The organism is Nonomuraea sp. NPDC046570, from assembly GCF_040645915.1.
Taxonomy (GTDB): Bacteria; Actinomycetota; Actinomycetes; order Streptosporangiales; family Streptosporangiaceae; genus Nonomuraea.
On the sequence record NZ_JBEYZF010000001.1, the window covers coordinates 220,155 to 232,932 of the forward strand.

The following is a 12,778-nucleotide window of genomic DNA, read 5'->3' on the forward strand; positions in this document are numbered from 1 at the left end:
CCGTCCGCGCGGCTCTCGGCGTCTCCACCCTCCGGTACGGCGGTGCGTCTACCGGGCTGCCGTAAAGGATCGAGATAGAGAGACCCCGGCGCGGCTCGGGGATACTTGACTGAAAACTTGAGAACATCGTCCATTGTGACGGCCCTACTCGACCAGCTACGGACGGCTCCCCGCACTGTCCTCAGCAAGATCCCCGGGGTCACGGGCGACGACGACGAGGCCCGCAGGCCGCTTCCCGTGTCCGGGATGCTGGCCGCCGCGCTGACTCTGGGCGTCGGCCTGGCCGTGCTCATCACCCTCACCCTCGTCGGCTGGATCGCCGCCCCCCGCGGCGCGCTGGGGCCCGGACTGCCGGGAGTGTTCCGCACGGCGGCGCAGCTCTGGCTGGCCGCCCACCACGCGGGCTTCGAGATCCCGGCGGGCCGGGTGGGCCTGCTCCCGCTGGGCCTGGTGGTGCTGCCCGCCCTGCTGCTGTACCGCGCGGGCCGCTGGATGGCCCGCGACGCTGACCTGCGGTTGCGCCTGCCCGCGCGGCTGCCGAAGAACAGCCCGAAGGAGCAGGCCAACGCCCGCCGCAAGGCGCAGCTCGTGCTGGTGGCGCAGGCGGGCATCTCGCTGGCCGCGCCGTACGCGCTGCTGGCCGGGCTGATCGCGCTGGTGGCGCGGAACGAGGTGACGCAGCCGTTCATCGGTGAGGCGCTGCTCAGCCACTTCGTGCTGGCGTTCGTGGTGGGCGCGCTGGCGACCGCGCGGACGATCGGGCCGTGGCGGTCGATGCTGCGGCTGCTGCCCGAGCGGGTGCGGGCGGTCGTGGTCGGCACCGCGGTCGCGGTGGCGGTGCTGCTGGCGGCGGGCCTGGCGCTGGTGCTGTTCGCGGTCGTGGTCAACTTCGGGCAGGTGCGCGACCTGACGGGCACGCTGGCCCCCGGGTTCGTCAGCGGCCTGCTCCTGCTGCTGATCCAGGGCCTCTACCTGCTCAACGCCGTCATCTGGGGCATGTCGTACATCGCGGGCCCCGGTTTCGCCGTCGGGACCGGCACGCTGGTCGCCCCGACGGGCGTGCAACTGGGCGCGGTTCCGGCGCTGCCGATCCTCGGCGCGCTGCCGGAGACCGGTCCGGTGCCCGCCTGGATGATGGCGGTGATCGCCCTGCCGTTCGCCGCCGGAGCGGTCGCGGGCGTGTTCGTGGCCCGGATCGCGCCCTCGCCGTCGTACGAGGCGGCCCCGCTGTGGGGTTTCGTCACCGGGGTCAGCACGGGCCTGGTCGCGGGGCTGCTCGCGGCGCTCTCCGGAGGCCCGATCGGCGGCGCGCGGCTGTCCGCGGTCGGCCCCTCGCCGTGGGAGGTGGCGCTGTCGGTCTGCCTGGAGGTGGGCGTGGCGGCGGGCATCTCCGCGGGCCTGGCCAACTGGTGGCTGACCTACCTGGGCGCCCGCGGCCGCGGCCCGGTCGCCAGAAGGCTCGGTACGGCCGCCGCCCCGGTCCGCAAGGCGGGCGCGGCCATCGCCAAGGCCGCCGGACGGGTGGGGCTGGCCGACTCCGACGCCCGTCCACTGCCCGGCCACTGGATGGACGCCACCGAGGCCGACACCCAGCCCATACCGGTGATCCGCGACGACTGGCAGGACGAGCACGCCTCAGCGGCGGCCGAGACGCTGGAGCAGGCCCGCTCCGAGCAGGGCCCGCCGCGGCCCGACGGCCCGAGGCAGCCGCGCCGCGACATCGTCGACGAGTCGGACGACCGCGGCGGTCACGTCATCTACCTCGACCCCTACGCCTGGGACCGCGACGACTAGGGCTGGACCGAGCCGAGGATCCGCACCACGTCGGCGGGCAGCTTCTTCGAAGTGGACTCGCGGAACTGGTCGAAGCACTCGCCCTGGGAGGAGACCGTGCCCGCGCCCTTCATGCACTCGGTGTAGGCGTTGTACTCGTCCATCAGGTAGAGCTGCAACGCCGTGGCCGCGGCCGACAGCAGCAGCGCGAAGGAGGAGACCACCATGGAGCCGATCGTGACCCCGGTCGGCCGCTCCTCGGCGCGCAGCAGCGGCAGCGCGCGGAACCCGGCGGCGAGGGCGAACAGGGCCATCACCAGCCCGGCGAGCGGCAGCATGAACGTCATGGCCAGCGCCGCGATGGACAGCCATATGGCGCGGCGGGCCGCAGACTCCGCCAACTGGCGGCTGGTCGGTGTCTGCACCGGTGTCGTCACCTGACCTCCTCTGCGTCGTCCGGGCGAGCGGGCGGGTACCCTGGCAGCCCACCCCGGCGTTCTGAATGGAGTGCGCCTGTGTCACAGGCAGGTCGGCTAGTCGTTCTCGTCTCCGGTTCTGGAACCAACCTACAGGCCCTGCTCGACGCTGCCGACGACGCCACCTACGGTGCCCGCGTCGTCGCCGTCGGCGCTGACCGCGACGGCATCGAAGGTCTGGCCAGGGCCGAGCGCCACGGCGTGCCGACGTTCGTGGAGAAGCTCTCCGCCCACGCCGACCGCGCCGCCTGGGATCGGGCCATCGCCGACCGCATCGCCGCGTACGAACCGGACCTGGTGGTCTCGGCCGGGTTCATGAAGATCCTCGGCGCCCCCACGCTGGACGCCTTCCCCGTGCTCAACACCCACCCCGCGCTGCTGCCGTCCTTCCCCGGCGCGCACGGGGTCCGCGACGCCCTCGCGCACGGCGTCAAGGTCACCGGCTGTACGGTCATGCTCGCCGACGCGGGCGTCGACACCGGCCCCATCGTCGCCCAGGAGGCGGTGGCCGTACTGCCCGGCGACGACGAGGCCACGCTGCACGAGCGCATCAAGACCGTCGAGCGCCGCCTGCTCGTCGACGTCGTCGGGCGGATGGCCCGCGAGGGCTGGACCGTGACCGGCCGCGGCGTCCGCATCGGAAACTAACCAGGAGGAGCACGAAGTGACCCGCATCGCCATCCGGCGCGCGCTGATCGCTGTGTACGACAAGTCCGGGCTCGAGGAGCTGGCCAGAGCCCTCGACGCGGCCGGCGTGGAGATCGTCTCGACCGGCGGCACCGCCGCGGCCATCGCCTCCTACGGCGTACCGGTCACCAAGGTCGAGCAGCTCACCGGGTTCCCCGAGTGCCTCGACGGCCGGGTCAAGACGCTGCACCCGCGCGTGCACGCGGGCCTGCTGGCCGACCTCACCAAGCCGCACCACGTGGCCCAGCTCGAGGAGCTGGAGATCGACCCGTTCCAGCTCGTGGTGGTCAACCTCTACCCGTTCCAGCAGACGGTGGCCTCCGGCGCCTCCGACGCGGACTGCGTCGAGCAGATCGACATCGGCGGCCCCGCGATGATCCGCGGCGCGGCCAAGAACCACGCCACCTGCGCGGTCGTCGTCGACCCCGCCGGCTACGGCGAGGTGCTGCGCGCGGTCGGCGAGGGCGGCTTCACACTGACCGAGCGCCGCCGCCTGGCCGGCGCCGCCTACGCGCACACCGCCGCCTACGACGTGGCCGTGGCCTCCTGGTTCGCCGAGGTGTACGCCGCCGAGGAGCAGTGGCCCGCCTTCAAGGCCGCGTCCTGGGAGCGCCAGGCGGTCCTGCGGTACGGCGAGAACCCGCACCAGCAGGCCGCCCTCTACACCTCGGGCACCGGCGGCCTGGCCGGGGCCGAGCAGTTGCACGGCAAGGAGATGTCGTACAACAACTACCTCGACGCCGACGCCGCCTGGCGGGCCGCCTGGGACTTCACCGACCCGTGCGTGGCGATCATCAAGCACCAGAACCCGTGCGGCATCGCCGTCGGCGCCGACGTGGCCGAGGCGCACCGCAGGGCGCACGCGTGCGACCCGGTCTCCGCCTACGGCGGGGTGATCGCGGTCAACGGTGAGGTGACCGCCGAGCTGGCCGGGCAGATCGCCGGGGTGTTCACCGAGGTGGTGGTGGCGCCGTCGTTCGCCGACGAGGCGCTCGCCGTACTCAGGGAGAAGAAGAACCTCCGTCTGCTGGTCTGCCCGAGCGGGCCGTCGAACCCCACCGAGTTCCGCCGGATCGACGGCGGGCTGCTGGTCCAGCAGGTGGACCGGGTCGACGCCCCCGGCGACGCGGCCGACGCCTGGGAGCTCAAGGCGGGCGCCGCCGCCTCGCCCGAGGTGCTGGCCGACCTGGAGTTCGCCTGGCGGGCCTGCCGCTCGGTCAAGTCCAACGCGATCCTGCTGGCCGACGGCGGGGCGACCGTCGGCGTCGGCATGGGCCAGGTCAACCGGGTCGACTCGGCCCGCCTGGCCGTCTCGCGGGCGGGCGAGCGGGCCACCGGGGCCGTCGGCGCCTCCGACGCGTTCTTCCCCTTCGCCGACGGGCTGCAGGTGCTCATCGACGCGGGCGTGAAGGCCGTGGTCGAGCCGGGCGGCTCGGTACGCGACGAGGAGGTCATCGCCGCGGCCGAGGCCGCCGGCCTCACCCTCTACTTCACCGGAACCCGCCACTTCTTCCACTGAGCCGGTACGGCGGGCGCCAGAGCATCGGCGCCCGCCGGTTATCGTGTGCGCACTGTTGCCAGGTCCTTCCCCCGGAGTCCCCTCATGACCTTGCTTGACATGATGCTGCACACGTTCGTGACGGTGAACGGGCTCTCCACGAGCCCCTTCGTGCTCATCCTGCTCGCGTTCGCCGGGGCGTACCTGGGGGTGCGGGCGGTGGAGGTCATCCCGTTCACGCGGCGGATCATCGAGCGTCGTGAGGCGCAGGGGCAGCGGCAGTAGTCCAGGCCAGCTGGGCGGCCCCCGCCAGGGCGGCCCGCACGCCGAGCGTGGAGCGGTGCACCCGCACGGCCCTGACGAACCCGAGTCCGGCCAGGTCGTCCAGCGCCTTCCGCAACGGGTCGAAGAGCACCTGTCCCGCTCCCGCGACCCCGCCCCCGATCACGACGTCGCTCACCTCGGCCGCCGCCGCGGTGGATGCGATCATCGCCGCCAGCGCCCTGGCTCCCCGGTCGAACGCGGCCAGCGCCACCGGATCCCCGGCTTCGGCGTCCCGCGCGAGCATCGCGGCGTCGGGAGGCGGGAGCGTGGCGTCGGAGCGCGAGGTTTTCGGGGTCCAGCCGTTGGCGAGGGCCCAGCGGGTGAGGTTGGGGCCGCTGGCGTAGACCTCCGCGCAGCCGTGGCCGCCGCAGGCGCAGGGCTCGCCGTACAGGTCGACGATCATGTGGCCGACGTGCCCGGCGTTGCCCGTGGGGCCGAGTACGGGGGCGCCGTCGATGACCAGGCCGCCGCCGATGCCGGTCGAGACCACGATGCCCAGCAGGGCGGGGCTGTGCTGACCGGCGCCCAGCCAGTGCTCGCCGAGCGCGAAGCACTGGGCGTCGCCCGCCAGCACGGTCGGGAGTCCGGTCAGCGACTCGACCTCCGCGCGCAAGGGGAAGTCGCGCCAGGTGAGGATGTTGACCGGGCTCACCGTCCCGTTGGCCAGGTCCAGCGGCCCCGCGCAGCCGATCCCCACCGCGACCGGCGGCGGGCCGTCGCCGGTCACGTCGAGGACGAGCCCCGCCAGTGCGGTGATCACGTCTGTGCCGGGGGTGGGGCGGGTGGCCGTGCGCAGGATGTGGCCCGCCCGGTCGACCAGGGCCGCGGCGAGTTTGGTGCCGCCGATGTCGATGGAGAGAACGGTGGCCATCAGTGATCGCGGTGGTCGGACAGGAGGCGGACGGGCAAGGCTTGCTCCCTCGGAGAGCGCTGGCTGACGCCGCCACACTAAGGCCCAACCAAGATCAATGACAACGATGTCAGTGGAGGTCCCGGTGTGGCCGCGGTGCCGGTGGAGGGGAGGGGCGTGGAAGGATTGGGAGACATGAGCGCTGTGAAACTCGACGGCAAGGCGACCGCGGCCAGGATCAAGGCCGACCTCACCGCGCGGGTGGCCGCGCTCAAGGAACGGGGCATCGTCCCCGGTCTCGGCACCGTCCTGGTCGGCAGCGACCCCGGTAGCCAGATTTATGTGGCGGGCAAGCACCGCGACTGTGCCGAAGTGGGCATCGCCTCGATCCGGGTGGACCTGCCGGAGACCGCGGTGCAGGCCGATATCGAGGCGGCGATCGACGAGCTCAACGCCTCGCCCTCGTGCACGGGCTACATCGTCCAACTCCCGCTGCCGGGCCACCTCGACACCATGGCGCTCCTCGAGCGCATGGACCCGGCCAAGGACGCCGACGGCCTGCACCCGGTCAACCTCGGCCGCCTCGTGCACATGGTCGACGCCCCGCTGCCGTGCACCCCGCACGGGATCGTGCTGCTCCTCCAGGAGTACGGCGTGCCGCTCAAGGGCGCCGACGTCGTCGTGGTCGGGCGCGGCATCACGGTGGGCCGCTCGCTCGGCCTGCTGCTGACCCGCCGCAGCGAGAACGCCACCGTCACCCTCTGCCACACCGGCACCCAGGACCTGGCCCGTCATGTCCGAAGGGCCGACATCGTGGTGGCCGCCGCCGGAGTGCCCGGCCTGATCACCCCCGACATGGTCAAGCCCGGCGCCGCCGTACTCGACGTGGGCGTCTCCCGCGTCGAGGGCAAGATCGCCGGAGACGTGGCCCCGGGTGTCGAGGCCGTCGCCGGTCACCTCACCCCGAACCCCGGCGGCGTGGGCCCGATGACCCGCGCCCTCCTCCTCACCAACGTGGTCGAGGCGGCCGAGCTCCTCTGACGGCGTCCTCAGCGGACGGCGGACAGGGCCTCGCGGAGGTTGCCGGAGGTGGCGTTCAGGGCGGCGTGGGCCTGGGCGGGGTCCGCGCCGGTCAGGAGCATGATGACCGCGGCGGGTACCGAGCCCTCGGCCGCCCGCAGGGCCGGGCCCACCTCCTCGTCCGCCAGCCCGGTGATGGACGCCACCAGGTCGTGCGCGCGGGCCCACAGCTTCTCGTTCGACGCCACCAGGTGCGTCATCAGGTTCCCGTGCGTACGGCCCAGCCGCACCATCGTCAGCGTCGAGATCATGTTGCACACGAGCTTCTGCGCCGTCCCCGCCTTGAGCCTGGTCGACCCGGTCAGGAACTCGGGGCCGACCACCACCTCGATGGCGATCTCGGCCGCGGCCCCGAGGGCGGAGGACCGGTTGCAGGCCACCCCGACGGTCAGCGCGCCCAGCGAGCGGGCGTGGCGTATCCCGCCGACGGCGAAGGGCGTGCGTCCGCTGGCGGACAGGCCGACGACGGCGTCGGCGGGGGTGAGGCCGATGCGGGTGAGGTCGTCGACGGCCAGGGAGGGGGAGTCCTCGGCGCCTTCGACGGCGACCGCGAACGCCTGCGGCCCGCCCGCGATCAGCCCGAGGACCTCGCCGGTGGTGCCGAAGGTGGGCCCGCACTCGCTGGCGTCGAGCAGGCCGATGCGGCCGGCCGTACCGGCTCCGAGGTAGATGAGGCGGCCGCCGCCGCGCATGCGGGCGGCGATGGCGTCGACGGCGGCGGCGATGGGTACCGCCTGGGCCATGACCGCGCCGGCCACGAGCGCGTCCTGCTCGTTCATGCGCCTGACGAGGTCGAGGGTGGGGAGCTCGTCGAGGTCGTCGAGGCCGGGCAGGCGCTGTTCGGTGACGAGGCGGGCGAGGTTGGCGACATCGGTGTCAGTGGGGTCGGTGGGAACGGCAGGGGTGGCGGGCGCGGTGCCGGGCGTCATGAGTCCTCCGAAAGTGGCGGCCAGGCAACTTCACCCGATGTGATGAAGAAAAGCAAGATGATCTAGATGAATAATGAAAATTTCCTTCATCGATGGCGGAAGGTGTCGGCGGCCTCCTTTGTCGCGCGCAGGGCGGCCTCGGCCGTGTCGAACGTCCGCTGGGCCAGCCCCACGAAGATGCAGTCGACGATGAGGAGCTGGCTGATCCGGCTGGCCAGCGCCCCCGGCCGGAAGGCGGTCTCCCGCCCCGCCGAGATCAGCACATGGTCGGCGGCCTCGGCCAGCGACGAGCGCGGGTTGTTGGTGATCGCCACCAGCAGCGCGCCCGCCTCCTGGGCCGTACAGGCGGGCACCAGCACGTCGGCCGTCTCGCCCGTGCAGCTCACCGCCACCACCACGTCCCCGGGCCGCAGCAGCGCGGCGCTGGTCAGCGCGAGGTGCGCGTCGCTGAACGGGTGGCTGGACAGGCCGATCCTGAGCAGCTTCTGCGACATGTCGGCGGCCACCAGACCGGAGGCGGCCACGCCGTACACGTCGACCCGCCGCGCCGCCGCGATGGCGTCGACCACCTCGGCGACCTCCTCGGGCCGCAGCAGCGCGGCGGTGTCGGCGAGCGCCTGGGACTCGGCCCTGGTCACCTTGGCGATCACGTCGGTGATCGGGTCGTCCGGCCCGAGGTCGCCGGGGATCAGCCGCTCCGGCTCGTCGCGGGCCACGGCGGCGGCCAGCGCGAAGCGGAGCTGGGAGTAGCCGGAGAAGCCGAGCGAGCGGGCGGTGCGCACGATCGTCGCCTCGCTAGTCCCGGACACCGCGCTGAACTCGGTGATCGTGCTCCTGACGACCACCCCCGGATCCTCCAGGATGATCTTCGCGATGGCCTGCGCGGCAGGGGTCAGCGACGGCAGTACGGCACGCACCGCCGCCACCGGATTGGCCGGCTCGCTCACGAGGTGAGCCATTCGGCCGCCGCGGTCGCCGAGGCACGCGACATGCCGTGCGTGGCCAGGTAGACGCCACCCGCCGGGGTGTCGGGGATGCCGGTCTCGACGACGATCACATCGGGCCGCCGCCGCTCCGCCTCGGCCAGCGCCCGCCGTACCCACGGGTGGCGGCCCGCGTCGTGCACGACGAGCACCACGGGCCGGTCGGCGGGCAGGTCGGGCAGCTCGCCGCCGTCGGTCATCCGCACCCGCGCGGTGTCCGGCAGCCGGGCGGTCAGCGCCGAGGTGAGGCCGGACGGGGTGGCCGGGTCCACGGCCTGGCTGAGGCGGGTGTTGACCTCCACCACCAGGGGCGCGGCGCTCAGCGTGACCTCGCCGTGCGGGGTCAGGGCGGCGCGGGCCACTTCGAGGCCGATCGTCTCGTCGACGTCGGCGCGGACCTCCTCGCGCAGCGCGGCCTGCGCGCCGTACCACGCGGCGACCGCGAGGACCCGGGTCGCCGCCTCCGCCAGGCGCTCCTCGGGCAGCTCGCCGGAGCGGACCGCGGCCACGATCGCGTCGCGCAGCTCGGCCAGCCCCGCCTCGTCGGTGATCCCGACGCAGATCGCGTCCACTCCCGCGTTGAGCGCGCGCACCGCGATCTCACCGGGGGAGTACAGGGCCGCCACGGCCTTCATCTCGATCGCGTCGGTGACCAGCATGCCGTCGAAGCCCAGCTCCTCGCGGAGCAGGCCGGTCAGCACCGCCCGGCTCAGCGTCGCGGGCAGCTCCGGGTCCAGCGCGGGCACCAGCAGGTGGCCGCACATGATCGCCTTGACCCCGGCCCGTACGGCGGCGCGGAACGGCGGCAGGTCCCGCTCGTCGAACACCTCCCGCGAGGCGTGCACGGTCGGCAGCGCCAGATGCGAGTCGGTGGCCGTGTCGCCGTGCCCGGGGAAGTGCTTGGCGCACGCGGCGACGCCTGCCCCCTGCAGCCCGGCGATCCACGCGGTGGTGTGCCTGGACACCAGGTCGGCGGTGGGGCCGAACGAGCGGATGCCGATCACCGGGTTGGCCGGGTTGGCGTTGACGTCCACGGCGGGCGCGTAGTCGAGGGTGACGTCGGCGGCGGCGAGCAGGCGGCCGATCTGGCGGCCGGTCCGCTCGGTCAGCTTCAGGTCGTCCGCCACGCCGAGCGCCCGGTTGCCGGGGAAGGAGCTGCCCTCGCGCACCTCGAAACGGGTGACCACGCCGCCCTCCTCGTCGACGGCGACGACCACGGCCGGGTTGGCGGCGCGCATGTCTGCCACCAGCCGGGCGGTCTGCTCGGGCGTGTCGATGTTGCGGGCGAACAACACGGCGCCGCCCAACCCTTCGCTGAGCGCGTCACGCACCCATTCGGGCAGGTTGGTGCCCTCGAAGCCGGGCTGGAGCACGGTCAGCGCGAGTCGGTACAGGTCAACGGGCATGGACGCCTACCTCAAGGGTCTGTGACATTTTTCTTCACTGATATTGATCCGAAGGTAATTTTCTGTCATCGTCGCCCTCGATACAACCACCCCCCAGGAGTCCGTATGAGCTCTCCCTCCAGAAGGACCGTCCTGCGTGGTCTCGCGCTCGCGGCGGCCGCCTCGGTCATCCCGCTGCCGGCGTTCGCGGCGACGGACTATGTGCCGCCGCTGCGACAGATGCGCGGCATGTGGATCGCGTCGGTTCTCAACATCAACTGGCCCTCCAAGCCGGGACTGACCGCCGACGAGCAGAAGGCGGAGTACCTCACCTGGCTCGACCTCGCCCAGCAGCGCCAGCTCAACGCGGTGTTCGTGCAGATCAGGCCGACGGCCGACGCGTTCTGGCCGTCCACGTACGAGCCGTGGTCGCAGTACCTGAGCGGCGTCCAGGGCCAGGATCCCGGATACGACCCGCTCGGCTTCGCCGTCGAGGAGACGCACAAGCGCGGCCTGACCTTCCACGCCTGGTTCAACCCCTACCGCGTCTCGATGCAGCCTGACCCCGCCAAGCTGCACCCCGACCACCCCGGCAGGAAGCACCCCGACTGGATCCTGCCGTTCGGCGGCAAGCTCTACTACAACCCGGGCATGCCGGAGGTCCGCGCGTTCTGCCAGGACGCGATGATGGACGCGATCACCCGCTACGACATCGACGGCCTGCACTTCGACGACTACTTCTACCCGACCAACACCACCGCCTTCGACGACAGCGCCGCCTTCGCCAAGTACGGCCAGGGCTTCCCCGACCTGGCCGCCTGGCGCCGCAACAACGTCGACCTGATGGTCCAGGAGATGCAGCAGCGGGTCCTGCAGGCCAAGCCGGAGATCTCCTGGGGCATCAGCCCCTCGGGCATCTGGCGCAACAAGGGCAGCGACCCGCTCGGCTCGGAGACCAACGGCGGCCAGTCCTACGACAACCTGCACGCCGACACCCGGGGCTGGGTGAAGAAGGGCTGGCTCGACTACATCGCGCCGCAGCTCTACTGGTACATCGGCCAGCCGCCCGCCGACTACTCCAAGCTCATCCCCTGGTGGTCGGACGTGACCGCGGGCACCGACGTGCAACTCTGGATCGGCCAGGCCGCCTACAAGGCCGGTGACCCCGCCCAGACCGCCCCGCAGTGGCAGGACCCCCAGGAGCTCTCCAAGCACCTGACGCTCAACAGGGACCACCCGCAGGTCGGCGGTGACATCTGGTTCAGCGCGGGTGACGTGCGGGCCGACCGGATCGGCTCGATCAGCACCGCGGTCAACGACCACTACCAGCGGCCCGCGCTGTCGCCGGTGCTGCCGCGCCTGGCCGGCGGCGAGGCGCCGCGACGTCCGGTCCTCGCCTACGCTCGCAGGGTGTCCGGCGGCGTCGAGCTGCGCGCGGTCGCGACGGGACGGCACGAGCCGTTCCAGTTCGCGATCTTCCGCTTCTCCGAGCGGGCGGGTTCCGGTCAGTTCGCCGACGCGCGCAACCTGGTCGCGGTCGTCCCCGGTGACCGCCACGTGCGCTGGGTCGACCCCGAGGGCAAGCAGGGCGACCACTACTACGTGCTCGCGGTCGACCGGGCGGGCCGGGTCAGCAGGCCCAGCAACGGGCACGCCGTCAGGCACTAGAAGGAGCGATATGCGGGTTCTCGGTCTGATCTCCGGCACCAGCCACGACGGCATCGACAGCGCCATCGTGGACTGGTCGCTGAGCGACGGGCTGCTCACGGGCGTGGTCGAGCACGTCGGCGAGCAGCCGTACGAGCCGGACCTGCGGGCCCGCATCATCGCGGCGCTGCCGCCGAACCAGGTGGACCTGGGGGAGGTCTGCCGGCTCGACACGCTCATCGGGCAGGCCTTCGCCTCGGCCGCCGCCGGCGCGGGGCCCGCGGACCTGATCTGCTCGCATGGGCAGACGCTGTTCCACTGGGTGTCCGACGGGCATGTGCTGGGCACGCTGCAGCTCGGCCAGCCCGCCTGGATCGCCGAGCGCACCGGCCTGCCCGTCGTCTCCGACCTGCGGGTGCGGGACGTCGCGGCGGGCGGTCACGGCGCCCCGCTCGTCTCCTACCTCGACCTGCTGCTGCTGGCCGGGATCGAGGGCCGCTCGGGGGCCCTCAACCTGGGCGGGATCGCGAACCTGACCGTGCGCGAGCCGGCCATCGCCTACGACACCGGGCCCGCCTCGGCCCTGATCGACGCCGCCGTGCTGGCCGCCACCGGCTCGCCGTACGACGAGGACGGGCGGCTCGGCGCGCAGGGAAAGGTGGACGAGGACCTGCTGGCCGACCTGCTGGCGGAGCCGTACTACCGGGAGGCGCCGCCCAAGTCGACGGGCAAGGAGCTGTTCACCCCCGGCTACGTCAAGTCCGACCTGCCGCTGCCCGACCTGGTGGCGACGCTGACGGCGCTGACCGCCGAGACCGTGGCCGCGGAGATCCGCCGGCACCGGCTGGACACCGTGGTCGTCTCCGGCGGCGGCGTGCGCAACCCCACACTGATGGGCATGCTGCGCTCCAGAGTCGACGCCCGCGTACTGCCGAGCGACGAACTCGGCGTGCCGGCCGACGCGAAGGAGGCCATCGCCTTCTCCCTGTACGGCTGGCTCACCGCGCACGGCCTACCGGCCACCGTGCCGAGTTGTACCGGCGCCAGTGGTGCGCGCCTGCTCGGCACGGTCACCCCAGGAGCCGGGCCGCTGCGCCTACCCGAACCCCTGGACGATGCTCCGACCGGCGTCCGCTTCCGTTGACC

Annotated in this window: 12 protein-coding genes; 7 read left to right on the forward strand and 5 right to left on the reverse strand. The window is 72.7% G+C overall.

Annotated elements, in window-relative coordinates; translation table 11 throughout:
• Positions 1-135: 135 nt before the first annotated feature.
• Complete coding sequence (locus ABZ911_RS01075) at positions 136-1,794, forward strand: DUF6350 family protein (protein ID WP_358050031.1); 1,659 nt, start codon at positions 136-138, stop codon at positions 1,792-1,794.
• On the opposite strand, the gene ABZ911_RS01080 is transcribed toward ABZ911_RS01075, so the two are convergent.
• Positions 1,791-2,210: a hypothetical protein gene (locus ABZ911_RS01080; RefSeq protein ID WP_358050033.1), complete on the reverse strand. Its 420-nt coding sequence runs from the start codon at positions 2,208-2,210 to the stop codon at positions 1,791-1,793. The two genes, ABZ911_RS01075 and ABZ911_RS01080, sit on opposite strands and share 4 nt — an antisense overlap.
• Before the next feature lie 78 nt (positions 2,211-2,288).
• Here ABZ911_RS01080 and purN point away from each other — a divergent pair, with 78 nt between their 5' ends.
• The 3 genes from purN to ABZ911_RS01095 all read left to right on the forward strand — a co-directional run bounded on the left by purN (position 2,289) and on the right by ABZ911_RS01095 (position 4,719).
• Positions 2,289-2,897 (forward strand): phosphoribosylglycinamide formyltransferase, encoded by a 609-nt coding sequence (gene purN / locus ABZ911_RS01085; RefSeq protein WP_358050036.1) that lies wholly within the window; start codon positions 2,289-2,291, stop codon positions 2,895-2,897.
• Between the two features lie 16 nt (positions 2,898-2,913).
• Positions 2,914-4,455 carry a bifunctional phosphoribosylaminoimidazolecarboxamide formyltransferase/IMP cyclohydrolase gene (gene purH, locus ABZ911_RS01090; protein WP_358050039.1) on the forward strand — a complete coding sequence of 514 codons (1,542 nt, stop codon included), beginning with the start codon at positions 2,914-2,916 and terminating at the stop codon, positions 4,453-4,455.
• Positions 4,456-4,539: 84 nt separating this feature from the next.
• Positions 4,540-4,719, forward strand: a complete 180-nt coding sequence (locus ABZ911_RS01095; RefSeq protein ID WP_358050042.1) for a hypothetical protein — start codon at positions 4,540-4,542, stop codon at positions 4,717-4,719.
• Here the strand turns inward: ABZ911_RS01095 and ABZ911_RS01100 are convergent.
• Complete coding sequence (locus ABZ911_RS01100; RefSeq protein ID WP_358050045.1) at positions 4,682-5,629, reverse strand: ROK family protein; 948 nt, start codon at positions 5,627-5,629, stop codon at positions 4,682-4,684. The two genes, ABZ911_RS01095 and ABZ911_RS01100, sit on opposite strands and share 38 nt — an antisense overlap.
• 174 nt (positions 5,630-5,803) lie before the next feature.
• Between ABZ911_RS01100 and ABZ911_RS01105 the strand changes: the two genes are divergently transcribed.
• Positions 5,804-6,649 (forward strand): bifunctional methylenetetrahydrofolate dehydrogenase/methenyltetrahydrofolate cyclohydrolase, encoded by an 846-nt coding sequence (locus ABZ911_RS01105; protein ID WP_358050048.1) that lies wholly within the window; start codon positions 5,804-5,806, stop codon positions 6,647-6,649.
• Between the two features lie 8 nt (positions 6,650-6,657).
• Here ABZ911_RS01105 and murQ read toward each other — a convergent pair whose 3' ends face one another.
• From murQ to ABZ911_RS01120, 3 genes are all read right to left on the reverse strand, one after another.
• A complete protein-coding gene (gene murQ / locus ABZ911_RS01110; RefSeq protein ID WP_358050051.1) occupies positions 6,658-7,617 on the reverse strand; it encodes an N-acetylmuramic acid 6-phosphate etherase in 960 nt (319 codons plus the stop codon).
• An 86-nt stretch (positions 7,618-7,703) separates the two neighbouring features.
• On the reverse strand, positions 7,704-8,564 hold the full coding sequence (locus ABZ911_RS01115) for a MurR/RpiR family transcriptional regulator (protein ID WP_358050054.1): 861 nt from the start codon (positions 8,562-8,564) through the stop codon (positions 7,704-7,706).
• Positions 8,561-10,006: a glycoside hydrolase family 3 N-terminal domain-containing protein gene (locus ABZ911_RS01120; RefSeq protein ID WP_358050057.1), complete on the reverse strand. Its 1,446-nt coding sequence runs from the start codon at positions 10,004-10,006 to the stop codon at positions 8,561-8,563. Before ABZ911_RS01120 ends, ABZ911_RS01115 begins: the two co-directional genes overlap by 4 nt.
• Before the next feature lie 105 nt (positions 10,007-10,111).
• Here ABZ911_RS01120 and ABZ911_RS01125 point away from each other — a divergent pair, with 105 nt between their 5' ends.
• Complete coding sequence (locus tag ABZ911_RS01125; protein ID WP_358050060.1) at positions 10,112-11,653, forward strand: family 10 glycosylhydrolase; 1,542 nt, start codon at positions 10,112-10,114, stop codon at positions 11,651-11,653.
• Between the two features lie 10 nt (positions 11,654-11,663).
• On the forward strand, positions 11,664-12,776 hold the full coding sequence (locus tag ABZ911_RS01130; RefSeq protein WP_358050063.1) for an anhydro-N-acetylmuramic acid kinase: 1,113 nt from the start codon (positions 11,664-11,666) through the stop codon (positions 12,774-12,776).
• Positions 12,777-12,778 lie beyond the last annotated feature (2 nt).